The sequence below is a fragment of the Citrobacter freundii complex sp. CFNIH2 genome, from assembly GCF_002880615.1.
Taxonomy (GTDB): domain Bacteria; phylum Pseudomonadota; class Gammaproteobacteria; order Enterobacterales; family Enterobacteriaceae; genus Citrobacter_A; species Citrobacter_A amalonaticus_F.
This window is the reverse complement of record NZ_CP025757.1, coordinates 634,642-655,846: the sequence shown is the minus strand read 5'-3', so window position 1 is coordinate 655,846 and position 21,205 is coordinate 634,642. Positions and strand designations below refer to the sequence as shown.

Here is a 21,205-nt window from a genome sequence, read left to right as displayed (position 1 = left end):
CATAAAGCATTAATAGCTGTTTTTTTATTTTTATATCAATCACATAAAAAATAATAGCATTATAAATAGAATTACCTATTGCAATAACCAATAGCATCCTCTATCATCAAACTATCAAGTTAACGTTGAGGTGACAAAAAATGGTTGAACCGATAAAAACATTCAAGGGGTTGTCCATCCGCCCATGTGATGCCTTCAAGAATATATCCTTAATCACTGAAGCTGCCAGTTTGTTATCTGCTGTTGACGGTGACGAGTATAGTGAAATCAGTGACGTTCTCTTTGCATTTGTTTGCAATTATGCCGATGAGGCTCACAAGAACGAACTGGAGAAACTCAAATGAAAACTCCCGTCGAAATAGTCGAAAGTGTCGCGGCTGATATTGTGGAAAACACCTCGTTACTTGAGGTTATTTATCGCAATTACGAATTTCCACCAGAAGCCGATAATGCAATTGCATGCCTGATTCGCTCAATGCAGAAAACGCTGGATGGTGTGAATGAATATATTTCACAGCTACCACCGAAAATGATTGTCGTGAACGCCAGCATTAATAATTCATCCTCAGAAGCAAACAAGGGGTTAACATCTGACATGCTTAATTCCTGGGCTACTGATGCCGGAAACTGCAAAATGGCACTTTGCAATGCTATGGATTGCATGCCACAAGAATTATCTGCAATCGGAACTATGACTATCGTTTTTGAAAAACTCGACGAGCTACAAGAAATAATCAGCAAGAAAGCCGACAAAATAGAACCTTAATTAACACACAAAAAATTAACGCCTTAACTGGCGGGGGAATCGCTCACCCTGAGGAAATGAAGATGAATATTATCGTAAAAAGTGAACTCGTAAATAGCAAGGTTCATTCCGTTAACCAGGATGATGACCTCCTTTATATAAACAAGGCGCATAAAACAGCAGAGTGCGCCAATAAATACGCGCATGAACTTCGTGCAGAGTTTATCCAGTTACTGATGCCAGCAATCACTCGCACTGATGTGAAGGTGGCGGGACGATTCACCTCGTTACTTAATGAGCTTTGTTTCATGACCAAAATGACAATGGAGAACACCTCGAAGGGGGGGGCAATAATGACATTTCTGAAAGATAAAGCCGCACATACAACAGCAAAGCTGCTTGCCTCTTATGGCAATAGCTACCTGCATATTGCAACCCTCTTTCTGCGCAAGGCTTACGGACGGTAATAATAATGAAAAATAACACCATTGAAATTTATCGCCGTCGTATTGCCATTGCGGCGTTAAACCGAATGAAGCGCAAGACAGGCGCTTATCGCCTTACCGTTTCATTGCCGGATGACAATATCCAGTTTATCGATATTGACGAAGAATCAATGCTGAAACTTTTGCAACGTTTCGAAAAACAGGCACGGACTGAATTTGCAGCAGAGGCGGAAACATTTATTCGCCAGACGTATATGAAAAGTGTCGATATCAATGGACACACTGAATATCTGACCGAAACCGGGAAGATGATTGTTGACGAGATTTTTGCGGAATTAATTAAACACGCGAAAGAGAAATACGTATGTGGAGGAATTAACTGATGACCTCACAACAAACAATTATGCACGGGATTCAGATCCCCCCCCCCAGTCCTCAACGTGGATCTGCACGTCCTTCCGGACTTCACCGGGCGTGTTGTTCTTTATATCGAAAACGGCCGTGTTACATGCGATCGCCGGCTTTTTGAAGATGAGCACATTTGCGCTCTGGACACTTTTATCGAAATGGCTCGCGAAATGGAGCTACGCATTGAAGAGGTTACCGGTGGCACTGACAGCAATTCGAATACCTGAGCGCGTTCACCTGCAGGCGACGCAGGTCCTGCTGCGATACCGGCGGAAGCGAGTATATGCACGACGTATGCGACGGACCGGGTATCTCAGCCTGAAGGTTAATCCGCGCTGGAGACTGTTATCGAAAGACGATGGCCGGAACTGGGAATTAATGAGTCATGAAACTTATAACGGGGAAATAAAACGATGAAGGACAACCGCACCGCCAGCGCCATTGACCTGGCATTTCAGATTCACCATACGCCTGTGGGCAACTTGTTCGTCGCTATGCGGCATGGACGCATGAAGCGCTGCTTCAGCCGCGATACCGCGATCCGCTATCTGGCGTTCTTCATGACCACATGGGCATTCGAGGCATCGGGCTTTATGTGCCGCCATCCTGACGTAAAGGTCTCTCATCCGGTACACGGTGAAGCATGGGAACGCGGTGGCGCCACGAAAGAGTATCACTTCGCCCACCAGCGCTGCGTTCGACGTCTTCGCCGCATCCTTGCTCGTAAGCGCGATATGCAGAAGTGGTGCGAGAAATGGGACGCCTTTCATGATCGCGTTGTGAAAGAACAGGCAGAGCTACAAGCCAGCAAACCGGAGGGTATTCGATGAGCAGTAAATACGAAATTCCAGAAGCTACGCCAAACGGCATCAAAATCGGGAATCGTGTAACTGGCTGGTCTGGCGCGGTTAAACAGTTCGATGGTCCGCGTTTTGACTCCCGACCATCGGAAGGGTTGCGTTGGTTGGCCTGCATTATGGATGCCGAGGCTTCTGGCTGGGTGGATTTGAACGTCAAGAAGGAACTCACCCTGTGGCGCTGGCTTGTGGCAACAGTGTTCATCAACGAAGAGAGGGACAGGAACGGCACTATCGATATCCCTAACGAGTCCGGAGGAGTCGACACCGCAGTTATTTATTCGGGTAAGAAAGGCGATCTTAGTATCTATCCGGGCCCACTGCGCTTTTCTCTCGCCAACCACGTAGAAAGTATCGCGATTGAGAAATACGGCGTGGAGAAGGGTTCAAAGATGGCCCTTCGCATGTATCAGGACATGGTGATTGCAGATCCCGGAGACGGATTCAGGATGTCACCCTTTGGGCGAGAAGGGCTTGAGATGCTTCACGATGACTACATCGGAATGATTAAAACCAGCGGCACGCCAGAAATGCCAGTTATGCACTGAGGGAACTGATGATGAATAACCAACTGATGACATTTAGTTCAGAAGAGCTCAATTTCTCGATGAGTGGAATTCTTTATGAGGGAAAGCCAGCATTTGATGCTGTCGAACTTGCTAAATCCCTCGGATACACAAATCCAGCCAAAGCGCTGAAAGACCATTGCAAGTCTCTGATTAAACTTGATTATAACGAATCGTTAGAATTGGGTTTTGGTGAAAAACCACGTGGCACTCAACTTGCCGGACAGGCTGATTTGTTCCGCCTGATCCTGCGCAGCCAGCTCCCGTCCGCTGAACGTGTGCAGGACTGGGTTTGTGAGGATGTACTCCCGGCCATCATGACCACGGGCACATACAGCAAAGAAGTGCCGGTAACTAAATCACACAAGCAGGAGCTCAGCATGAATAACGATATTCTTTCGCTGGCCCGAGTGGTTGCCGAAGCTACCGCATCAGCGACGATGAAAGCGGTAATGGAAGTCAGCGGTGCGAACCTGATTACTGCTGCGCCTGCATCCCCGACAGTACCGCAACAGTGCATCGGTTCGACTGAATTCGTGAATACCGATACTGAGTTCGTTCCGGTGCATAAAATCTCGTGGGAAACCGGTCTGTCCGATCCTTCCTGTCGTCGCCTTGTTCGGTTCGCAAATCTGCCATCCAGACAGTTACCTGGCGTCCGTGGTCTGTGTGTGCATCGTGAATCATTCCTGCATGCCTTTCAGGTGCTGCTGAAGGAATCGTCCCGTCCGAGTGGTAAGCGCAAGCGCTGGCAGCATCCTGAGTTTGGCGGCTTCATTCTGCGTAAAGATCCGAAAGAGGTCTTCGTGGAGGCAGACGCATGATCATCCAGTCAAAACTTATCCGTGCCGCCCTGGTGTGCGCTGCCAAAAACGATGTCCGTTACTACCTGAACGGGGTGCATATCACTCCGAAATATATTGAAGCAACTAACGGGCATGTCGCGTTGCGCATGGAGCACGGCATCCGGACGAAGAAAAACATCATCATCCAGTTTGAAGGGCCGGTTCCGGTGAAGGCGGAAACTACGGAGCTGGTATTCAACAAAGAAGCCTTTGCCATTCACCGTGACGCATTCGAGCGCCGGATTTCGATCACCGGTATCCGGCTGGTTGATGGTCGGTTTCCAGACCTGGAGCGCGTCATTCCGAAAGAAGTGGATTTCGGCATCAATCCGGTTATCCAGGCTGAATACCTCGGTTATCCGGAGAAGATGTTTGGTCGCGAGAGGAAGTTTATTCCCGTTCAGTTACGTCCTTCCATCGAACATGGCGCGGTACGCATTCAGTTCGATCCGGCCATCAACGCCACATACGGCAACCCTGAGCTCGTTGTGATGCCATGCCGTGATGATGCGTTCAAAGTTGCTGGGGAGCATCTGGCATGAAAATCCAATACCAGGACTACGGCGCCGCGGCGAACATCGTGATCACCAGCACTGTGTTTGAGTTCCGTAAACATAACCGGGTGGTGGATGCCACCTTGCTCTGCACGCCAGGCATCATTGCAACCCGCAGCGGAGTGCTTTTCATGAAGTCAGTTTTGTCCGGCAAATCCCGCGATATGTTGCGGGCCTACAAAACCGTACGGCGGGAGGCTAAGCGATGAAACCATTTCTCCTGTCCATGCTGTTTGGACTGCTGCTGGTGGCCGTCGTTTTCGGCGCGTTGATTGAATATAAATTTTTGATGAATTACTGAGGCTAACAATGAAAAAAGGCCAGCATTCAGCTTACCCATGTCCGCGTCTCGATACACCGCGCGGCATGACTTATCGCCAGCACCTGGTTAGCCAGCTTGCCCCCGTAGTCGCTGCGCAGTTCTTCGAAAGTAGTACATGGTCTGATTACGACGACATGGCGGGCTCTCTGATGTTGATGGTCGACAGCATCATTGAAGCCGAAAAGGAGACTTCACAGTGAGCAAGATTAAAAACCCGATTGTGCTTATTCATAAACGCGAAAACAGTGATACCTACGCTGTCGCGATCACCGATGGAAGCCAGGACTATCACGACGCTGTTCTGATGGCGACCATGGAACCTGACATGATCGGCGATGATGTCGATACCTGGAGCAAAACAGGCTACTACATGGCGGCGGAGATCGAAAGTTTGCGTGCAAAACTGGAGCAGGCTGAAGCAAAACACCTTCACCTGCAGTGCCTTGTCGACGATTTCGACTGGCAGCGCCAGCGCCTCCATGCAGCCGCTGAGAAGGTCATCAAATGGTGCAGGCAAGAAGCTGAACACCGTACTGGCGATCCAAACAAAGCAGAAAACTATGCGTGCGTTAAAGAGCTACGCGACGCATTGACTTTTTGCGAAAGCTCTGGAGGCATCGAGAAGAAATGCCTGACCATCACCCTTCCTGCCCTTCCCGTTCTCGGCTCTCAAGAGGAATGGTATCAGGGATTTGCCGCCGGCGCCGGAAGCATGCGCGAGGAATGCACAGCCGCGCTAATTTCAGCCGGGATCAGAGTGGAGATGAAGTGATGGACTGGCCGACAGCTATTGTGATTTGCGTTGTGTGCATCTGTATCACTGTGATGTTGATGTGGGGTGGCCGTGAATAAAGCATTTGAATTGTGGGTGCGCCAGCGGTACGGAAACCGCTACGACCTCTCGAGGGATCAGGAAGGATTCTACTGCCGGGAAGTGGTTAAGCGAATGTTTGAGACGTGGTGCCACTGTCGTGGCCTGAGCGTAGCGTGAGGTGGGTATGAGTGATATTGAAATGATTAACGAAAAAGAAGTGATGCGAATGATCCGGGTTTCGTCTCGTATGACCATCTGGAAATACACGAAGCATCATAACTTTCCGAAGCCGATCCGCACCCACCCCAAGCAGTACTTGCAATCTGAGGTGGAAGCGTGGATTTTAAACGGCGGAATTAACCAGAAATCTTTTTGATGTGCCAGAATATTTTTTCGGCGTACAGGTCATAGGCGGCTTTCTGTTCGGCGATCCAGTCATGTTTGTTGTAAACAGAAAGCACGCCGCCCAACTCATGCCCCAGCATTTTTTCAATAACGTGCGGGGCCACACCTTCCTCTGATAGCCTCGTCGCCAGAGTGCGTCTGAAATCATGTGCGGAAAATTCACCAATACCCAGTGACGCCTCAATCCTGCCGAGATATCTGTTAGCGCCGGCAATAGTCATGGATTTTTTCAGATCTGGTCCCGGGAAAAGAATATTCCCGTATGTCATTTCCGCCTTCTTAAGCAAATCATCAGCCGCGCCGAATATTGGACGCCGGATAATCCTGTTGGTTTTGCTTTTCTCTGTCGGCACAGTCCAAACGCCTTCCTCGCGATCAAACTCATCAGTAACAGCCAGGCGAAGTTCGCTGTTTCTGGCGGCGTAAAGCATCAGCAACTGGTGAAGAAGCTTGTTAGATGTTGATCCCCTACTCCGTTCTATTGCCAGCCATATCTTCGCAAGTTGGTTATAACTGAGAGTGACCTCACCGACCGCGGATTTTATCCCGACATCTTTCGGCTGCAGCATCATAAGCTCAACAGGGCGGATGAACTGCCTTCTGGTGCACCAGCCAATAGCGGAACGAAGCTGTACCAGCAACTGACGCGCACGTCGTGGGTTAATGCGCTCTTCTTCTGTGAAGCGTTCAACCCATAGCCTGACGGAAATATCCTCAATCGGAACTCCAGAGAAGGCATTGCTCATGTGCTTGATGACAGTCGACCTGTAGAGCGCTTGCGTTTTTTCACGAAGCGCGATGTCAACGTAGTTCTTCTCCCAATAGTCGAGGCAGTCTTTTACCGTTGGTTTTTTTTGTGCCTTACTGCCACCGGACAGAGTACGCGGATCAATTCCTTTGTCGACCGACTCCCTTAAATCTGCAACCATGTTGCGGGCATCGCGAAGCATTATTGCAGGATAACGTCCAAGTCCAAGTCGATGCTGCTTCCCGTCCCAGCGGAAACGGAACTGAAAGCTGATAATGCCTTTTGGCGTAATGCGTATACCGAGCCCGTCAGAATCAGTAATTTCAGATGGGCCGGAATATGGTTTACCATAGATGGAGCGAAGCTTAGTGTCACTGATCGCCATTTTAATTTTCTGTACTCAATGATTTTAAGGTTTATGTACTTAATCTGTACTCAATATGTCATGTACGAACATAAACAACAATATCTAATCGTGTACAGTCATAATCAACCAGTGACAAACATAGCGATAAAAACACTTTAAATCAGCTACATATAACATCAGGCGTGTACATCAGGTGACAGTTAAAAACGATAGCATACAGAGCACATTCCTCTTCCACGATTACGAAACCTTTGGCATTCATCCGGCGCTCGACAGGCCTGCGCAATTTGCCGCGCTGCGTACCGATAGCGAATTCAACGTCATCGGTGAGCCTGAGGTTTTTTACTGCAAACCATCGGATGACTATTTGCCCCAGCCGGGCGCCGTGATGGTCACCGGGATCACCCCTCAGGAAGCGCGAGAAAAAGGTGATAATGAGGCTGCGTTTGCCGCGCGGATCCACGCACTGTTTACGGTGCCGAAAACCTGCATCATTGGCTATAACAACGTGCGCTTCGACGACGAGGTCACGCGCAACGTGCTTTACCGCAACTTCTACGATCCTTACGCCTGGAGCTGGCAGCATGATAATTCGCGCTGGGATCTGCTGGACGTGATGCGCGCTTGCTACGCCCTGCGCCCGGAAGGCATCAACTGGCCGGAAAATGACGACGGCCTCCCCAGTTTTCGCCTGGAGCATCTGACGAAAGCGAACGGCATCGAGCACAGCAACGCACACGATGCGATGGCGGATGTCTATGCCACCATTGCGATGGCGCAACTGGTGAAGTCACGTCAGCCGCGTCTGTTTGAGTATCTCTACACGCACCGTAACAAACACAAGCTGGCCGCGCTGATTGACGTGCCGCAAATGAAACCGCTGGTGCATGTTTCCGGCATGTTTGGCGCATGGCGCGGCAACACCAGTTGGGTTGCGCCGCTGGCCTGGCATCCGGATAACCGTAATGCCGTGATTATGGTCGATCTGGCCGGTGATATTTCACCGTTGCTGGAACTGGACAGCGATACTCTGCGCGAACGTCTGTACACCGCCAAAGCCGATCTGGGCGATAACGCCGCCGTGCCGCTGAAGCTGGTGCACATCAACAAATGCCCGGTACTGGCGCAAGCGAACACGCTGCGCCCGGAAGATGCCGATCGTCTGGGGATTAATCGCCAGCATTGTCTCGATAATCTGAAAGTCCTGCGTGAACATCCGCAGGTGCGTGACAAAGTGGTCGCCATCTTTGCGGAAGCGGAACCGTTCACGCCGTCCGACAACGTTGATGCCCAGCTTTATAATGGTTTCTTCAGCGATGCTGACCGGGCGGCAATGAAGATTGTGCTGGAAACCGATCCACAGAACCTGCCGGCGCTGGATATCACCTTTGTCGATCCGCGGATTGAGAAACTGCTGTTCAACTATCGGGCGCGTAATTTCCCCGGCACGCTGGATGAAGCGGAGCAACAGCGCTGGCTGGAGCATCGTCGCCAGGTCTTTACCCCGGAATATTTGCAGCGCTACGCCGACGAGTTGCAGATGTTGTATCAGGAATATGCAGATGATAAAGAGAAGCAGGTACTGCTGAAGGCGCTGTGGCAATACGCTGAAGAGATCGTCTGAAATTCGCCCTCCGCGCCACGGCGGAGGGCCTGTTATCACGCTTTCTGGACGGTGATGCTCCAGGCGGCATCGCCAACCTGCTGATAGTCCGTAATCGCATGCCCTTCTTCAGCCGCCCACTGTGGGATCGCTTCGGTCGCCTGGGTGCAGTCAAACTCAATCACCAGCTCGTCACCGCTCGCCATTTCAGCCAACGCGGCTTTTGCTTCAATCAGTGGGAACGGGCAAACCTGCGTGACCACGTCCAGTTTTTTAATCGCCATCATTAATCCTTACGCTTAATTTGCCGCAGCGGTTGCCAGACGGGCTTTACGCTGCGGTCGAACAAACACAATCCACGACGCGGTCCAGACGCCAAGGATCATAAATACCAGGCCAATCCAGCCCTGCCAGGTCATCATCGCCGTCATCACCAGACCGTTACCGATAGAGCAGCCGCCGGCAATACTGGCGCCAAATCCCATCAGGATCCCGCCGAAGCCGCTGCGTAGCGTGGTTGCCGCATCGGCAGCCCGCACGCGGAATTCACGACTGGCTTTCGCCGCGATGAACGAACCGAGGAAAATCCCCAGTACCAGGAAAACGCCCCAGTTGAGGAACTTGCTGTCTCCCGCCACCAGGAACTGCAAAATGTTAGCCGTCGGCGAGGTGATCCCGAGCCCAAACATACGCCCGGTGGCTTCGCTCAGCGGCCAGGCCAGCAGCGCGATAAGACCAATCAGCACCGCCGTCACAAACGGGTGCCAGCGTTTTTCAAACAGAATATGCGCAAGCCCGGTACGACGCGGCGGCAAAGAGGCGACTTTCAGCTTTGGCTTTTTCAGTTCTTTACTGACTACCCAGAGCGTCACTACCAGCAGAACGGCAATCAGCGGCCAGACGGAGAGGTTCAGCGTGTCAGCCATGGAGTTGTGCTCCGTGCTGTACGTTTTTAGCGTCTGATTTAAACCGCTGGCATGAGGCGAACGCATCACCGCGCTCATCACCATGTAGGTCGCCAGCGCAATCCAGCTGCCGATCAGCCCCTCACCCGCACGATACCAGGTTCCGGTAGCACATCCGCCCGCATAGACAATCCCAATCCCGAAAATATAACCGCCGACAACGGTACCGAGCCACGGGAACGCGCCCGCATCGTAGCGAATCACCCCCGCCTGAATCAGCGCAAAAGCACCGACGCTCTGCACGGAGATCGCGATCAGCAGCGCATAAAACATGCGGTTGTTTTTGGCGATATACATATCGCGAAAACCGCCGGTCAGGCAGAATCGTCCACGTTGCATCACAAAGCCCAGCAGCGCGCCGCAGATAACCCCGCTTAAAATCATTGAAAACATAAATTCGTTAGCCTGAAGAATATCAATCAGGAAATTATTCCTGAGCATGCGGCTGGGAACCAATAACCAAATTCTCTAATTTAGAACGAATGGTTATGAATAATGACTGGAAATAAACCAGTGACATAAAAAAAGCCGGAGTGGTTAACTCCGGCTTCCTGCCCGGCGGCGCTTCGCTTACCGGGTCTACAAACCTTATGAATTACTGTGCGATATCTTCGTACTGCGGAACCGGGTTGCGGAAGCTTTTGGTCACGCAGGCCAGATACACCAGACCGATACCGGCCCAGATCAGACCCAGAACCATAGAGCTCTCTTCCAGGTTGATCCACAGCGCGCCAACAGTCAGCGCGCCACATACTGGCAGCACCAGATAGTTGAAGTGGTCTTTCAGCGTCTTGTTGCGTTTTTCACGGATCCAGAACTGTGAAATTACAGACAGGTTCACGAAGGTAAACGCCACCAGCGCACCGAAGTTAATCAACGCCGTCGCCGTCACCAGGTCAAATTTAATCGCCATCAGCGCAATTGCCCCCACCAGCAGCACGTTCCATGCCGGGGTACGCCACTTCGGATGAATGTAACCAAAGAAGCGCGTCGGGAATACGCCGTCACGGCCCATTACGTACATCAGACGAGAGACGCCTGCGTGTGCCGCCATACCGGACGCCAGAACGGTCACGCTGGAGAAAATCAGCACGCCCCACTGGAAGGTTTTACCTGCCACGTACAGCATGATTTCAGGCTGAGACGCATCCGGATCCTTAAAGCGAGAGATATCCGGGAAGTACAGTTGCAGGAAGTAAGAGGCGCCGATGAATACCAGGCCGCCAATCAGCGCCGTCAGGAAGATAGCCTTCGGGATCACGCGCTCTGCATCTTTGGTCTCTTCAGACAGCGAAGAGATACCGTCAAAGCCCAGGAACGAGAAGCACAGAATCGTTGCTCCGGTAATCATTGGCACGACGTGCGCGCCTTCCGACCAGAACGGACGCGTGCTGGTCAGCGTACCGGCGCCCTCACCGTTCGACACGCCGTAGATGATCAGACCCACAATCACCGCCACAATGCCCATCTGCAGGATCACAATCAGGGTATTGAAGTTTGCCACGGTCTTGATGCTGCGCAGGTTGGAGATGGTCATAAAGGCCACCAGCGCGACAACAAAGATCCACGACGGTACGGACGGCACCAGCGCTTCAAAGTAAATTTTTGCCAGCAGGATGTTGATCATCGGCATGAACAGGTAGTCCAGCAGGGATGACCACCCCACCATAAAGCCAACGGTCGGGCTAATGGATTTCTGGGCATAGGTATACGCCGAGCCAGCAGACGGGAAACGGCGAACCAGTTTACCGTAGCTCAACGCAGTAAAGAGAATAGCGATCAGCGCAAAGGCATACGCCGTTGCAACGTGACCGTCAGTGAGGCCTGAAACGATACCAAACGTATCGAACAGCGTCATCGGCTGCATATAGGCAAGACCCATCATGACAACCGGAATCAACGTAAGCGTTTTACGTAATTCCACGCGAGAGGTTTTTGGAGTAGCGTTATGCGACATGGTCATTCCCCTTTACGGCGAATGCCGTCGCGTAAGCAAAAAATTGCCCCATTTTCTGGATTCCTCAGCGACAACAACTGTCGGTTTTTAGTAAATATCTATCCGGTACGAAGCCCGGCCTCTTTGTATGAATGATTGGTTTGATGCAAAAAAATAACCGACGCGTATGAAAACGTCGGTTAATGTCATTTTTTGCAAGCGGCGCATTGTGCACTAAAATGAGGCGAAAAGACAAGAGAATGAGAGGGTTGTCGCGAACTATTTTTTCTTAAATGTTTGATTTTTCGCTATCGTCTTTTTTGTAGATCCCCGCGATAGCACTATTTGCTAAAATCGCATCCCGCCACCAGGCGCTGGCGAGCCCCGCCGTCTGCTCATTCCACCCCATCCATACCGGTTCAAAGAGGATTTGCGCAGCCACTTTTTTTTCGATTAACGCCCCACTGTCCAGGAAGCGCTGCGCCAGATAACGCGGAAGATAACCGCATCCCAGACCACTGATTTGCAGTTCCAGTTTGGTCTTAAAATCGAAGACGGTGATCGCCTCCTGATCGTCAAGCAGTTGCGTCGCCGTTGCAGCAGCGAGAGGCGAACTGTCGCCGACCACAATCGCGCGATAGCGTTTGATGGTACTGCGGCTCAGCGGCTCAGCTTCCTCAGCCAGCGGATGGTGTGGCGCAACGGCAAAAATCTGTTCCAGTTCGCCCAGGCGCGCAACGCTAAAGTCGCTGGATGAAGGGGGTTCATGCATCGCGCCGACAATAATATCCGCCCGGCCCTGGATCAGCGCATCCCACGATCCCCCCAACACGCCGTTAATGAATTTCAGGCGCGTGACGCTGTGATGCTGATAAAAGGATTCGATCAGAGGGGCGAGCAGGGAAAAAGGAAAGGTATCGTCCACGCCGATCACCAGTTCATTTTCCCAACCTTCGTGGAGTTTTATCGCCTGCTTTTCCAGCTCCCGCACGGTGTGCAGGACTTCCCGCCCTTTCTCTAACAGCATTTGACCCGTGCGCGTGAACCGGGCGCGATGACCGCTGCGATCGAGGATTTGAATGTTGAGATCGCTTTCCAGACGGTGGACGGTATAGCTGAGGGCAGACGGCGTCTTATACAGTTTGGCGGACGCCGCCGCGAAGCTGCCCTCTTTCTCAAGGGCATCAAGGATGATGAGCACGTCCAGCAGTGGTTTCATACACGCCCCCTTGCGGTGTATGGCGACTAGCTGCTGGCGGCATGCATTACTCCAACGGCATCACCAGCGGATCGGGATATTGGTATTCAAACCCAAGCTCATTACAGATCCGGCTGCCATCTATAATTTTACCTTTGTTGTTAGCCGCGGAATCACGGAACTGCGGCGGCTCCATTCCCAGCAGACGCGCCATCTGCGGATAGAACACATTACGGGCAGGATGCGAAGGCGCACATATATTATAGATGTGTCCCCCTTTCGGTGCCTGTAACAGCAGCGTGATGGCGGCAATCACATCTTCCAGATGGACCAGATTGACGCCGTGTTCGCCGTCAGGGGCGGTTTTGCCCGCGAAGAAACGGCCTGGATGACGCCCTGGTCCCACCAGCCCGGCCAGTCGCAGGATATCGACCGAAGTACCCGGTAAATTATGCAGCCAGTCTTCCAGCTCTTTTAATACGCGCCCGCTGGCGGTGACCGGATTACGCGCGGTTCCCTCTTTGACCGTCCCCTGCACGTCACCATAGACGGAGGTCGAACTGGTAAAGATAATGCGCGGAATACGATACGCCAGCGCGCTGTCGACCAGCTCCTGCATCGCCTGTAAATAGAAGTCTTCTCCCGGACCGCTACGACGAGCCGGTAAGGTAATCACCAGCGCATCGACATCCATCAGCGCATCCAGATCATCTGTTTCACACACCAACTCAGGCTCGAGCCGTAGCGGATATCCTTCGATCCCGCTCATTCTGGCCGCTTCCACGCCATCCTGGGTGGTTTTGCTCCCCGTCACCTGCCAGCCTCTGGCAGTGAGCGACATCGCCAGCGGCATGCCTAACCATCCTAAACCGACAACTGCGACCTTTTTCATCCGTTTTCTCCTGACTCCAGCACTATGTCTATAAGGCTACGCCAGCGTTTTAAGACTGACAATTCATACTATAAATAGGAATTAAAAAAAGCGCTTGCTTTAAGGCGTTAAAGTGGTTTAGGTTAAAAGGCATCAAATGAATAAGCATTCATCGAGAATTTTATGACACGCGTTCAATTTAAACACCACCATCATCACCATCATCCTGACTAGTCTTTCAGGCGATGTGTGCTGGGAGACATTCAGATCTTCCAGTGGTGCATGAACGCATGAGAAAGCCCCCGGAAGATTTCTTCCGGGGGCTTTTTTTTGGCGCAAAATTCAGACAGGTTCAGACAGGATAAAGAGGAAAAGAGAATGTTAGACAACAGCCGTTTACGCATAGCTATTCAGAAATCAGGTCGTTTGAGCGATGACTCACGTGAATTACTCGCCCGCTGCGGGATTAAAATTAACTTACACACCCAGCGTCTGATTGCGATGGCAGAGAATATGCCGATTGATATTCTGCGTGTGCGTGACGACGATATCCCCGGTCTGGTGATGGACGGCGTCGTTGACCTGGGCATCATCGGCGAGAACGTTCTGGAAGAAGAACTGCTGAACCGCCGTGCCCAGGGCGAAGACCCGCGCTACTTTACGCTGCGTCGCCTCGATTTCGGCGGTTGCCGCCTTTCCCTGGCAACGCCGGTCGATGAAACCTGGGATGGCCCCGCCGCGCTGGATGGCAAACGCATCGCCACCTCTTATCCCCACCTGCTCAAACGTTATCTCGATCAGAAAGGCGTTTCCTTTAAATCCTGTTTGCTGAACGGTTCTGTGGAAGTGGCTCCGCGCGCGGGCCTCGCCGACGCCATCTGCGATCTGGTTTCGACCGGTGCGACACTGGAAGCCAACGGTCTGCGCGAAGTGGAAGTGATTTACCGTTCTAAAGCCTGTCTGATCCAGCGTGACGGTGAGATGACAGACGCCAAGCAGCAACTGGTCGATAAGCTGCTGACCCGTATTCAGGGGGTTATCCAGGCTCGCGAATCGAAATACATCATGATGCACGCGCCAAGCGAGCGTCTGGAAGAGGTCATCGCGCTGCTGCCAGGCGCCGAACGCCCAACTATTCTGCCGCTGGCTGGCGATCAGCAGCGCGTGGCGATGCACATGGTCAGCAGCGAAACCCTGTTCTGGGAGACGATGGAAAAACTGAAAGCGCTCGGTGCCAGCTCAATTCTGGTGCTGCCGATTGAGAAGATGATGGAATAATTGCGCGCGACGGCGCCCGGTGGCGCATTCGCTTACCGGGCCTACTGGACCCGTAGGCCGGATAAGCAAGGCGTCATCCGGCATAAGAAGGAAAGTGACATGAGCTTTAGCACAATCATTAACTGGAACACGTGTTCCCCTGAACAGCAGCGTGAATTACTGATGCGCCCGGCGATTTCCGCGTCTGACAGCATCACCCGCACCGTGAGCGAGATTCTGGATAACGTCAAAGCCCGTGGCGATGACGCCCTGCGCGAGTACAGCGCGAAGTTTGATAAAACCGAGGTTGCGGCGCTGAAGGTGACCGCGGAAGAGATAGCCGCCGCCAGCGCACGACTGAGCGACGATCTCAAGCAAGCGATGGCTGTCGCGGTGCAAAACATTGAAACCTTCCACAACGCGCAGAAATTACCGACCGTTGATGTGGAAACCCAGCCAGGCGTACGCTGCCAGCAGGTGACACGTCCGGTGGCGTCCGTCGGTTTGTATATTCCCGGCGGATCCGCCCCGCTCTTTTCTACCGTACTGATGCTCGCCACGCCGGCGCGTATTGCGGGCTGTAAGAAGGTGGTGCTGTGTTCCCCGCCGCCGATTGCCGATGAAATTCTCTACGCGGCGCAGCTGTGCGGTGTGCAGGAAGTCTTTAACGTTGGCGGCGCACAGGCCATTGCCGCCCTGGCGTTTGGCAGCGAATCCGTGCCGAAAGTGGACAAAATTTTTGGCCCTGGAAACGCGTTTGTGACCGAAGCGAAGCGTCAGGTCAGTCAGCGTCTCGACGGCGCAGCGATTGACATGCCAGCCGGACCGTCCGAAGTATTGGTGATTGCCGACAGCGGCGCCACGCCGGATTTCGTCGCCTCCGATCTGCTTTCGCAAGCGGAACACGGTCCGGATTCGCAGGTCATCCTGCTGACCCCGGATGCCGATATCGCCCGTCGCGTTGCCGAAGCCGTTGCACGTCAACTGGCTGAACTCCCGCGTGCAGAAACGGCGCGTCAGGCGCTCAGCGCCAGTCGATTAATCGTGACGAAAGATTTGGCGCAGTGCATTGCCATCTCTAACCTCTATGGTCCTGAGCACCTGATTATTCAAACCCGTAATGCCCGCGACATGGTTGATGACATCACCAGTGCCGGTTCGGTGTTCCTCGGCGACTGGTCGCCGGAATCAGCGGGCGATTACGCCTCCGGGACTAACCACGTGCTGCCGACCTACGGCTATACCGCCACCTGTTCCAGCCTCGGGCTGGCGGATTTTCAGAAGCGCATGACGGTTCAGGAACTGTCTAAAGCGGGATTCTCCGCGCTGGCTTCAACCATCGAGACACTGGCGGCGGCGGAACGCCTGACCGCTCACAAAAATGCCGTCACCCTGCGCGTTAACGCCCTGAAGGAGCAAGCATGAGCACTGAAAACACGTTCAGCGTCACCGACTTAGCCCGTGAAAACGTCCGTAATCTGACGCCGTATCAATCTGCTCGTCGTCTGGGCGGCAACGGCGACGTCTGGCTCAATGCCAACGAATTCCCGACGGCGGTTGAATATCAACTCACCCGACAAACGCTGAACCGCTACCCGGAGTGCCAGCCGAAAGCGGTGATTGAAAATTATGCGCAGTACGCCGGGGTCAAACCGGAGCAGGTGCTGGTCAGTCGTGGCGCAGATGAAGGCATTGAACTGCTTATCCGCGCCTTCTGTGAACCGGGGAAAGACGCGATTCTCTTCTGCCCGCCCACCTATGGGATGTATAGCGTCAGCGCCGAAACCATTGGCGTCGAATGCCGTACTGTACCGGTGCTCGCCGACTGGCAGCTGGATATGCAGGCCATTTCAGACAATCTGGATGGCGTAAAGGTCGTTTACGTGTGCAGTCCCAATAACCCCACCGGACAGCTGATTCATCCGCAGGATCTGCGGACGTTGTTGGAACTGACGCGCGGCAAAGCCATTGTGGTCGCCGACGAGGCCTATATCGAGTTTTGTCCGCAGGCGACGCTGGCGGGTTGGCTTGCTGAATATCCTAATCTCGTCATTCTGCGCACGTTGTCCAAGGCGTTTGCCCTCGCCGGTCTGCGCTGCGGCTTTACGCTGGCGAATGAGGAGGTGATTAACCTGCTGCTGAAAGTGATCGCTCCCTACCCGCTTTCTACCCCCGTTGCCGACATTGCCGAACAGGCGCTGAGCCCACAGGGCATCACTGCTATGCGCGAACGCGTGGCGCAGATCCTGCTTGAGCGTCAATACCTGGTGAAAGCGCTTAAAGAGATTGCCTGCGTTGAACAGGTTTTTGACTCCGAAACCAACTACATTCTGGCGCGCTTCACCGCCTCCAGTAGCGTATTTAAATCTTTGTGGGATCAGGGCATTATCTTACGAGACCAGAACAAGCAACCGTCTTTAAGCGGCTGTCTGCGTATTACTGTTGGTACCCGTGAAGAAAGCCAGCGCGTCATTGACGCTTTACGTGCGGAGCAAGTATGAGCCAGAAGTATCTCTTTATCGATCGTGATGGAACCCTGATTTCCGAGCCGCCGAGCGATTTCCAGGTGGATCGCTTTGACAAACTGGCCTTCGAGCCGGACGTCGTGCCGGTGCTGCTGAAGTTGCAAAAAGCGGGCTTTAAGCTGGTGATGATCACGAATCAGGACGGTCTGGGAACGCAGAGCTTCCCGCAGGCGGATTTCGACGGCCCGCATAATCTGATGATGCAAATCCTGACCTCGCAGGGCGTGCGGTTTGATGAAGTGCTGATCTGTCCGCACCTGCCCGCAGAGGAGTGCGACTGCCGTAAGCCGAAAGTGAAGCTGGTCGAGCGCTACCTCGCTGAGCAGGCGATGGACAGCGCCAACAGCTACGTCATTGGCGATCGCGCTACCGATATCCAGTTGGCTGAAAATATGGGGATTACCGGGCTGCGTTACCATCGCGAGACGCTGAACTGGACGGCGATTGGCGAGCAACTGACGAAACGCGACCGCTACGCCCACGTCGAGCGCGTCACCAAAGAGACGCAGATTGACGTCAAAGTGTGGCTGGACCGTGAAGGCGGCAGCAAAATTAACACCGGCGTCGGCTTCTTCGACCATATGCTCGATCAAATTGCGACACACGGCGGGTTCCGCATGGAGATTACCGTCAAAGGCGATCTCTATATCGACGATCACCACACCGTGGAAGACACCGGTCTGGCGCTGGGCGAGGCGTTGAAACTGGCGCTCGGCGATAAGCGCGGCATCAACCGTTTTGGCTTTGTGTTGCCGATGGACGAATGCCTGGCGCGCTGCGCGCTGGATATCTCCGGGCGCCCGCACCTCGAATACCGCGCCGAGTTCACCTATCAGCGCGTCGGCGATCTGAGTACCGAGATGATCGAACACTTTTTCCGTTCACTCTCCTACACCATGGGTGTGACGCTGCACCTGAAGACCAAAGGCAAAAACGACCATCATCGCGTGGAAAGCCTGTTCAAAGCCTTCGGCCGTACGCTGCGCCAGGCCATTCGCGTTGAGGGTGAGACCCTTCCCTCTTCCAAAGGAGTGCTGTGATGAACGTGGTGATCCTCGACACCGGCTGCGCCAACCTGAACTCGGTGAAATCCGCCGTCGCACGTCACGGTTATGATCCGACAGTCAGTCGTGACCCGGATGTGGTCTTACGCGCGGATAAACTGTTTCTGCCCGGCGTCGGCACGGCGCAGGCGGCAATGGACCAGTTACGCGAGCGCGAACTGATCGATCTGATTAAAGCCTGCACCCAACCGGTGCTCGGCATCTGCCTCGGAATGCAGATCCTCGGACGGCGAAGTGAGGAGACGAACGGCGTCGACCTGTTGGGTATTGTCGATCAGGACGTACCGAAGATGACAGATTTCGGTTTACCGCTGCCGCATATGGGCTGGAACCGCGTTTATCCGCAGGCCGGGAATCGTCTTTTTCAGGGCATTGAGGACGGCGCGTATTTCTACTTTGTGCACAGCTATGCGATGCCGGTCAATCCGTGGACCATCGCCCAGTGCCACTACGGCGAGCCGTTCACCGCCGCCGTACAAAAAGATAACTTCTTCGGCGTACAGTTCCACCCGGAACGTTCGGGTGCCGCTGGCGCGCAGTTGCTGAAAAACTTTCTGGAGATGTGATGATTATTCCGGCTTTAGATTTAATCGACGGCACCGTCGTGCGTCTCCATCAGGGCGATTATGCACAACAGCGCGATTACGGCACCGACCCGCTGCCACGCCTGCAGGATTATGCCGCCCAGGGGGCCGAGGTGTTACACCTGGTTGACTTAACCGGCGCGAAAGATCCGGCGAAACGGCAGATCCCGCTGATTAAAACCCTGGTGGCTGGCGTGAACGTGCCGGTCCAGGTCGGCGGCGGCGTACGCACTGAAGACGACGTTGCGGCCCTGCTGGCGGCGGGTGTCGCCCGCGTGGTGGTTGGCTCCACGGCGGTAAAGTCGCCAGAAATGGTGAAAGGCTGGTTCACGCGTTTTGGCGCCGACGCACTGGTCCTCGCGCTGGATGTGCGTATTGATGAGCAGGGAAACAAACAGGTGGCGGTGAGCGGCTGGCAGGAGAACTCCGGCGTGTCGCTCGAAGAACTGGTCGAAACCTATCTGCCAGTGGGACTGAAACATGTACTCTGCACGGATATTTCTCGCGACGGCACGCTGGCGGGCTCAAACGTCTCTTTGTATGAAGAAGTGTGTGAGAAATATCCACAGGTGGCTTTCCAGTCCTCTGGCGGGATCGGTGATATCAACGACGTCGCCGCACTGCGCGGAACCGGTGTGCGCGGCGTGATCGTCGGGCGTGCGCTGCTGGAAGGCAAATTCACCGTTAAGGAGGCGATCCAATGCTGGCAAAACGTATAATCCCGTGCCTCGACGTTCGCGATGGTCAGGTCGTGAAAGGCGTGCAGTTCCGTAATCACGAAATCATCGGCGACATCGTCCCGCTGGCGAAACGCTACGCCGATGAAGGTGCCGATGAACTGGTGTTTTACGATATCACCGCGTCCAGCGACGGTCGTGTGGTCGATAAAAGCTGGGTTTCGCGCGTCGCGGAAGTGATCGACATTCCATTCTGCGTGGCGGGCGGGATTAAGTCAGTTGACGACGCGGCCAAAATTCTCTCGTTTGGCGCAGACAAAATCTCCATCAACTCGCCGGCGCTGGCTGACCCGACGCTGATTACCCGTCTGGCTGACCGTTTTGGCGTACAGTGTATTGTGGTGGGGATTGATACCTGGTACGACTCTGAAACCGGCAAGTATCATGTCAATCAATATACCGGCGACGAAAGCCGCACCCGCGTCACCACCTGGGAAACCCTCGACTGGGTACAGGAAGTGCAAAAGCGCGGTGCCGGAGAAATCGTCCTTAACATGATGAACCAGGACGGCGTGCGTAACGGTTACGACCTCGAACAGTTGAAAAAGGTACGTGCGGTGTGCCGCGTACCGCTGATCGCCTCCGGTGGCGCGGGCACCATGGAACACTTTTTCGAGGCTTTCCGCGATGCCGATGTCGACGGTGCGCTTGCCGCCTCCGTCTTCCACAAACAAATCATTAATATTGGTGAATTAAAAGCGTACCTGGCAGCACAGGGCGTGGAGATCAGGATATGTTAACAGAGCAACAACGCAGCCAACTGGACTGGGAAAAAACCGACGGACTGATGCCAGTCGTCGTACAGCACGCGGTGTCCGGTGAAGTGTTGATGCTGGGATATATGAACCCAGACGCGCTGGATAAAACCCTGGCAACCGGCAAAGTCACCTTCTTCTCGCGCACCAAACAGCGTCTGTGGACCAAAGGCGAGACGTCGGGCAACTTTCTGAACGTGGTCAGCATTGCACCAGACTGTGATAACGATACCTTGCTGGTACTGGTGGATCCCATCGGGCCCACCTGTCACAAAGGCACCAGTAGCTGCTTTGGCGAAACCAGTCATCAGTGGCTGTTCTTGTATCAGCTTGAGCAACTGTTAGCCGGGCGCAAAACGGCTGACCCGGCAAGTTCCTATACCGCGAAACTGTATGCCAGCGGCACCAAGCGTATCGCGCAGAAAGTGGGTGAAGAAGGTGTCGAAACCGCGCTGGCAGCCACAGTGCATGACCGCTTCGAACTGACCAACGAGGCGTCGGATTTGATGTATCACCTGTTGGTCCTGCTGCAGGATCAGGATCTCGACCTGACGACGGTCATTGAGAATCTGCGCAAACGTCATCAGTGATCGTAAGGCGTAAAAAAACCGGGCGAGGCCCGGTTTTTTTATT

General features: G+C 53.5%; 30 protein-coding genes, 1 pseudogene and 1 other annotated feature. Of the genes and pseudogenes, 24 read left to right on the top strand and 7 right to left on the bottom strand.

Translation table 11 applies throughout. The features are described 5' to 3' along the window. Positions 1 to 140: 140 nt before the first annotated feature. The 14 genes and pseudogenes from WM46_RS03150 (at position 141) to WM46_RS03090 (ending at position 5,933) form a co-directional block, all read left to right on the top strand. Positions 141 to 344: a hypothetical protein gene (locus tag WM46_RS03150; protein ID WP_102601396.1), complete on the top strand. Its 204-nt coding sequence runs from the start codon at positions 141 to 143 to the stop codon at positions 342 to 344. Beyond that, positions 341 to 766 carry a hypothetical protein gene (locus tag WM46_RS03145; RefSeq protein WP_102601395.1) on the top strand — a complete coding sequence of 142 codons (426 nt, stop codon included), beginning with the start codon at positions 341 to 343 and terminating at the stop codon, positions 764 to 766. Before WM46_RS03150 ends, WM46_RS03145 begins: the two co-directional genes overlap by 4 nt. Before the next feature lie 62 nt (positions 767 to 828). Beyond that, a complete protein-coding gene (locus WM46_RS03140) occupies positions 829 to 1,212 on the top strand; it encodes a hypothetical protein (RefSeq protein WP_187394519.1) in 384 nt (127 codons plus the stop codon). Between the two features lie 5 nt (positions 1,213 to 1,217). Further along, positions 1,218 to 1,574 (top strand): hypothetical protein, encoded by a 357-nt coding sequence (locus WM46_RS03135; RefSeq protein WP_102601394.1) that lies wholly within the window; start codon positions 1,218 to 1,220, stop codon positions 1,572 to 1,574. Further along, positions 1,574 to 1,826 (top strand): annotated as a pseudogene (locus WM46_RS26740) (hypothetical protein). Before WM46_RS03135 ends, WM46_RS26740 begins: the two are co-directional and overlap by 1 nt. A gap of 186 nt (positions 1,827 to 2,012) precedes the next feature. Then, a complete protein-coding gene (locus WM46_RS03125) occupies positions 2,013 to 2,429 on the top strand; it encodes a hypothetical protein (RefSeq protein ID WP_102601392.1) in 417 nt (138 codons plus the stop codon). After that, the gene (locus WM46_RS03120; RefSeq protein ID WP_102601391.1) at positions 2,426 to 3,004 is read left to right on the top strand and encodes a hypothetical protein; all 579 of its coding nucleotides are present in this window, start codon (positions 2,426 to 2,428) and stop codon (positions 3,002 to 3,004) included. Before WM46_RS03125 ends, WM46_RS03120 begins: the two co-directional genes overlap by 4 nt. Before the next feature lie 11 nt (positions 3,005 to 3,015). After that, positions 3,016 to 3,846, top strand: coding sequence for a Bro-N domain-containing protein (locus WM46_RS03115; RefSeq protein WP_102601390.1), 831 nt, complete (start codon positions 3,016 to 3,018; stop codon positions 3,844 to 3,846). Continuing rightward, on the top strand, positions 3,843 to 4,409 hold the full coding sequence (locus tag WM46_RS03110; RefSeq protein ID WP_102601389.1) for a hypothetical protein: 567 nt from the start codon (positions 3,843 to 3,845) through the stop codon (positions 4,407 to 4,409). The genes WM46_RS03115 and WM46_RS03110 overlap by 4 nt, the downstream gene beginning before the upstream one ends. Continuing rightward, entirely contained in the window at positions 4,406 to 4,630 is a 225-nt protein-coding gene (locus WM46_RS03105; RefSeq protein ID WP_102601388.1) for a hypothetical protein, read from the top strand. The genes WM46_RS03110 and WM46_RS03105 overlap by 4 nt, the downstream gene beginning before the upstream one ends. Before the next feature lie 100 nt (positions 4,631 to 4,730). Next, positions 4,731 to 4,943, top strand: a complete 213-nt coding sequence (locus WM46_RS03100; RefSeq protein WP_102601387.1) for a hypothetical protein — start codon at positions 4,731 to 4,733, stop codon at positions 4,941 to 4,943. After that, a complete protein-coding gene (locus WM46_RS26560; protein WP_262360447.1) occupies positions 4,940 to 5,515 on the top strand; it encodes a hypothetical protein in 576 nt (191 codons plus the stop codon). The genes WM46_RS03100 and WM46_RS26560 overlap by 4 nt, the downstream gene beginning before the upstream one ends. Before the next feature lie 72 nt (positions 5,516 to 5,587). Continuing rightward, a complete protein-coding gene (locus WM46_RS26270; protein WP_187394436.1) occupies positions 5,588 to 5,734 on the top strand; it encodes a hypothetical protein in 147 nt (48 codons plus the stop codon). A gap of 7 nt (positions 5,735 to 5,741) precedes the next feature. After that, positions 5,742 to 5,933, top strand: a complete 192-nt coding sequence (locus tag WM46_RS03090) for a helix-turn-helix transcriptional regulator (RefSeq protein WP_044257011.1) — start codon at positions 5,742 to 5,744, stop codon at positions 5,931 to 5,933. Here WM46_RS03090 and WM46_RS03085 read toward each other — a convergent pair. Continuing rightward, entirely contained in the window at positions 5,914 to 7,095 is a 1,182-nt protein-coding gene (locus WM46_RS03085) for a tyrosine-type recombinase/integrase (RefSeq protein WP_102601386.1), read from the bottom strand. The two genes, WM46_RS03090 and WM46_RS03085, sit on opposite strands and share 20 nt — an antisense overlap. Before the next feature lie 175 nt (positions 7,096 to 7,270). Here WM46_RS03085 and sbcB point away from each other — a divergent pair, with 175 nt between their 5' ends. Next, positions 7,271 to 8,701: an exodeoxyribonuclease I gene (gene sbcB, locus WM46_RS03080; protein ID WP_102601385.1), complete on the top strand. Its 1,431-nt coding sequence runs from the start codon at positions 7,271 to 7,273 to the stop codon at positions 8,699 to 8,701. Between the two features lie 35 nt (positions 8,702 to 8,736). Here sbcB and tsuB read toward each other — a convergent pair whose 3' ends face one another. The 6 genes from tsuB to WM46_RS03050 all read right to left on the bottom strand — a co-directional run bounded on the left by tsuB (position 8,737) and on the right by WM46_RS03050 (position 13,671). After that, positions 8,737 to 8,964 (bottom strand): thiosulfate utilization sulfurtransferase TsuB/YeeD, encoded by a 228-nt coding sequence (tsuB, locus tag WM46_RS03075; RefSeq protein ID WP_000985275.1) that lies wholly within the window; start codon positions 8,962 to 8,964, stop codon positions 8,737 to 8,739. A 15-nt stretch (positions 8,965 to 8,979) separates the two neighbouring features. Next, positions 8,980 to 10,038, bottom strand: coding sequence for a thiosulfate utilization transporter TsuA/YeeE (gene tsuA / locus WM46_RS03070; protein WP_102603766.1), 1,059 nt, complete (start codon positions 10,036 to 10,038; stop codon positions 8,980 to 8,982). Between the two features lie 202 nt (positions 10,039 to 10,240). Further along, positions 10,241 to 11,602, bottom strand: coding sequence for an APC family permease (locus WM46_RS03065; RefSeq protein ID WP_042318166.1), 1,362 nt, complete (start codon positions 11,600 to 11,602; stop codon positions 10,241 to 10,243). Then, positions 11,592 to 11,654: a membrane protein YoeI gene (yoeI, locus tag WM46_RS03060; protein WP_099433339.1), complete on the bottom strand. Its 63-nt coding sequence runs from the start codon at positions 11,652 to 11,654 to the stop codon at positions 11,592 to 11,594. The genes WM46_RS03065 and yoeI overlap by 11 nt, the downstream gene beginning before the upstream one ends. A gap of 216 nt (positions 11,655 to 11,870) precedes the next feature. Beyond that, the gene (locus WM46_RS03055; protein ID WP_061074618.1) at positions 11,871 to 12,800 is read right to left on the bottom strand and encodes a LysR family transcriptional regulator; all 930 of its coding nucleotides are present in this window, start codon (positions 12,798 to 12,800) and stop codon (positions 11,871 to 11,873) included. Between the two features lie 46 nt (positions 12,801 to 12,846). Beyond that, positions 12,847 to 13,671: an SDR family oxidoreductase gene (locus tag WM46_RS03050; protein WP_061074619.1), complete on the bottom strand. Its 825-nt coding sequence runs from the start codon at positions 13,669 to 13,671 to the stop codon at positions 12,847 to 12,849. Between the two features lie 162 nt (positions 13,672 to 13,833). On the opposite strand from WM46_RS03050, the gene hisL reads away from it, so the two are divergent. The 9 genes from hisL to hisIE all read left to right on the top strand — a co-directional run bounded on the left by hisL (position 13,834) and on the right by hisIE (position 21,162). After that, positions 13,834 to 13,884 carry a his operon leader peptide gene (hisL, locus tag WM46_RS03045; protein ID WP_001364200.1) on the top strand — a complete coding sequence of 17 codons (51 nt, stop codon included), beginning with the start codon at positions 13,834 to 13,836 and terminating at the stop codon, positions 13,882 to 13,884. Then, positions 13,860 to 13,982 (top strand) — a sequence feature (His leader region). It overlaps the preceding gene by 25 nt. A 46-nt stretch (positions 13,983 to 14,028) precedes the next feature. Beyond that, positions 14,029 to 14,928 (top strand): ATP phosphoribosyltransferase, encoded by a 900-nt coding sequence (gene hisG, locus WM46_RS03040; RefSeq protein ID WP_061074620.1) that lies wholly within the window; start codon positions 14,029 to 14,031, stop codon positions 14,926 to 14,928. A 99-nt stretch (positions 14,929 to 15,027) separates the two neighbouring features. Next, on the top strand, positions 15,028 to 16,332 hold the full coding sequence (gene hisD, locus WM46_RS03035; protein WP_102601384.1) for a histidinol dehydrogenase: 1,305 nt from the start codon (positions 15,028 to 15,030) through the stop codon (positions 16,330 to 16,332). Further along, a complete protein-coding gene (gene hisC / locus WM46_RS03030; RefSeq protein WP_102601383.1) occupies positions 16,329 to 17,408 on the top strand; it encodes a histidinol-phosphate transaminase in 1,080 nt (359 codons plus the stop codon). Before hisD ends, hisC begins: the two co-directional genes overlap by 4 nt. Continuing rightward, entirely contained in the window at positions 17,405 to 18,472 is a 1,068-nt protein-coding gene (gene hisB, locus WM46_RS03025; protein ID WP_102601382.1) for a bifunctional histidinol-phosphatase/imidazoleglycerol-phosphate dehydratase HisB, read from the top strand. Before hisC ends, hisB begins: the two co-directional genes overlap by 4 nt. Then, positions 18,472 to 19,062 carry an imidazole glycerol phosphate synthase subunit HisH gene (hisH, locus tag WM46_RS03020; RefSeq protein WP_061074624.1) on the top strand — a complete coding sequence of 197 codons (591 nt, stop codon included), beginning with the start codon at positions 18,472 to 18,474 and terminating at the stop codon, positions 19,060 to 19,062. The genes hisB and hisH overlap by 1 nt, the downstream gene beginning before the upstream one ends. Beyond that, on the top strand, positions 19,062 to 19,799 hold the full coding sequence (hisA, locus tag WM46_RS03015; protein WP_102601381.1) for a 1-(5-phosphoribosyl)-5-[(5-phosphoribosylamino)methylideneamino]imidazole-4-carboxamide isomerase: 738 nt from the start codon (positions 19,062 to 19,064) through the stop codon (positions 19,797 to 19,799). Before hisH ends, hisA begins: the two co-directional genes overlap by 1 nt. Then, a complete protein-coding gene (hisF, locus tag WM46_RS03010) occupies positions 19,781 to 20,557 on the top strand; it encodes an imidazole glycerol phosphate synthase subunit HisF (RefSeq protein WP_102601380.1) in 777 nt (258 codons plus the stop codon). Before hisA ends, hisF begins: the two co-directional genes overlap by 19 nt. After that, positions 20,551 to 21,162, top strand: coding sequence for a bifunctional phosphoribosyl-AMP cyclohydrolase/phosphoribosyl-ATP diphosphatase HisIE (gene hisIE / locus WM46_RS03005; protein WP_042318146.1), 612 nt, complete (start codon positions 20,551 to 20,553; stop codon positions 21,160 to 21,162). Before hisF ends, hisIE begins: the two co-directional genes overlap by 7 nt. Positions 21,163 to 21,205 lie beyond the last annotated feature (43 nt).

Excerpts from the sequence above, each read along its gene's own strand:
- WM46_RS03115 (WP_102601390.1), top strand. The coding sequence starts at position 3,016 with ATGAATAACCAACTGATGACATTTAGTTCAGAAGAGCTCAATTTCTCG.
- hisC (WP_102601383.1), top strand. The coding sequence starts at position 16,329 with ATGAGCACTGAAAACACGTTCAGCGTCACCGACTTAGCCCGTGAAAAC.
- WM46_RS03055 (WP_061074618.1), bottom strand. The coding sequence starts at position 12,800 with ATGAAACCACTGCTGGACGTGCTCATCATCCTTGATGCCCTTGAGAAA.
- hisH (WP_061074624.1), top strand. The coding sequence starts at position 18,472 with ATGAACGTGGTGATCCTCGACACCGGCTGCGCCAACCTGAACTCGGTG.
- WM46_RS03105 (WP_102601388.1), top strand. The coding sequence starts at position 4,406 with ATGAAAATCCAATACCAGGACTACGGCGCCGCGGCGAACATCGTGATC.
- WM46_RS03135 (WP_102601394.1), top strand. The coding sequence starts at position 1,218 with ATGAAAAATAACACCATTGAAATTTATCGCCGTCGTATTGCCATTGCG.
- WM46_RS03120 (WP_102601391.1), top strand. The coding sequence starts at position 2,426 with ATGAGCAGTAAATACGAAATTCCAGAAGCTACGCCAAACGGCATCAAA.
- WM46_RS03150 (WP_102601396.1), top strand. The coding sequence starts at position 141 with ATGGTTGAACCGATAAAAACATTCAAGGGGTTGTCCATCCGCCCATGT.
- hisA (WP_102601381.1), top strand. The coding sequence starts at position 19,062 with ATGATTATTCCGGCTTTAGATTTAATCGACGGCACCGTCGTGCGTCTC.
- hisG (WP_061074620.1), top strand. The coding sequence starts at position 14,029 with ATGTTAGACAACAGCCGTTTACGCATAGCTATTCAGAAATCAGGTCGT.
- hisIE (WP_042318146.1), top strand. The coding sequence starts at position 20,551 with ATGTTAACAGAGCAACAACGCAGCCAACTGGACTGGGAAAAAACCGAC.
- tsuB (WP_000985275.1), bottom strand. The coding sequence starts at position 8,964 with ATGGCGATTAAAAAACTGGACGTGGTCACGCAGGTTTGCCCGTTCCCA.
- WM46_RS03090 (WP_044257011.1), top strand. The coding sequence starts at position 5,742 with ATGAGTGATATTGAAATGATTAACGAAAAAGAAGTGATGCGAATGATC.
- WM46_RS03100 (WP_102601387.1), top strand. The coding sequence starts at position 4,731 with ATGAAAAAAGGCCAGCATTCAGCTTACCCATGTCCGCGTCTCGATACA.
- WM46_RS03110 (WP_102601389.1), top strand. The coding sequence starts at position 3,843 with ATGATCATCCAGTCAAAACTTATCCGTGCCGCCCTGGTGTGCGCTGCC.
- WM46_RS03085 (WP_102601386.1), bottom strand. The coding sequence starts at position 7,095 with ATGGCGATCAGTGACACTAAGCTTCGCTCCATCTATGGTAAACCATAT.
- WM46_RS03065 (WP_042318166.1), bottom strand. The coding sequence starts at position 11,602 with ATGTCGCATAACGCTACTCCAAAAACCTCTCGCGTGGAATTACGTAAA.
- WM46_RS03125 (WP_102601392.1), top strand. The coding sequence starts at position 2,013 with ATGAAGGACAACCGCACCGCCAGCGCCATTGACCTGGCATTTCAGATT.
- WM46_RS03140 (WP_187394519.1), top strand. The coding sequence starts at position 829 with ATGAATATTATCGTAAAAAGTGAACTCGTAAATAGCAAGGTTCATTCC.
- hisB (WP_102601382.1), top strand. The coding sequence starts at position 17,405 with ATGAGCCAGAAGTATCTCTTTATCGATCGTGATGGAACCCTGATTTCC.
- WM46_RS03145 (WP_102601395.1), top strand. The coding sequence starts at position 341 with ATGAAAACTCCCGTCGAAATAGTCGAAAGTGTCGCGGCTGATATTGTG.
- hisD (WP_102601384.1), top strand. The coding sequence starts at position 15,028 with ATGAGCTTTAGCACAATCATTAACTGGAACACGTGTTCCCCTGAACAG.
- hisF (WP_102601380.1), top strand. The coding sequence starts at position 19,781 with ATGCTGGCAAAACGTATAATCCCGTGCCTCGACGTTCGCGATGGTCAG.
- WM46_RS03050 (WP_061074619.1), bottom strand. The coding sequence starts at position 13,671 with ATGAAAAAGGTCGCAGTTGTCGGTTTAGGATGGTTAGGCATGCCGCTG.
- tsuA (WP_102603766.1), bottom strand. The coding sequence starts at position 10,038 with ATGTTTTCAATGATTTTAAGCGGGGTTATCTGCGGCGCGCTGCTGGGC.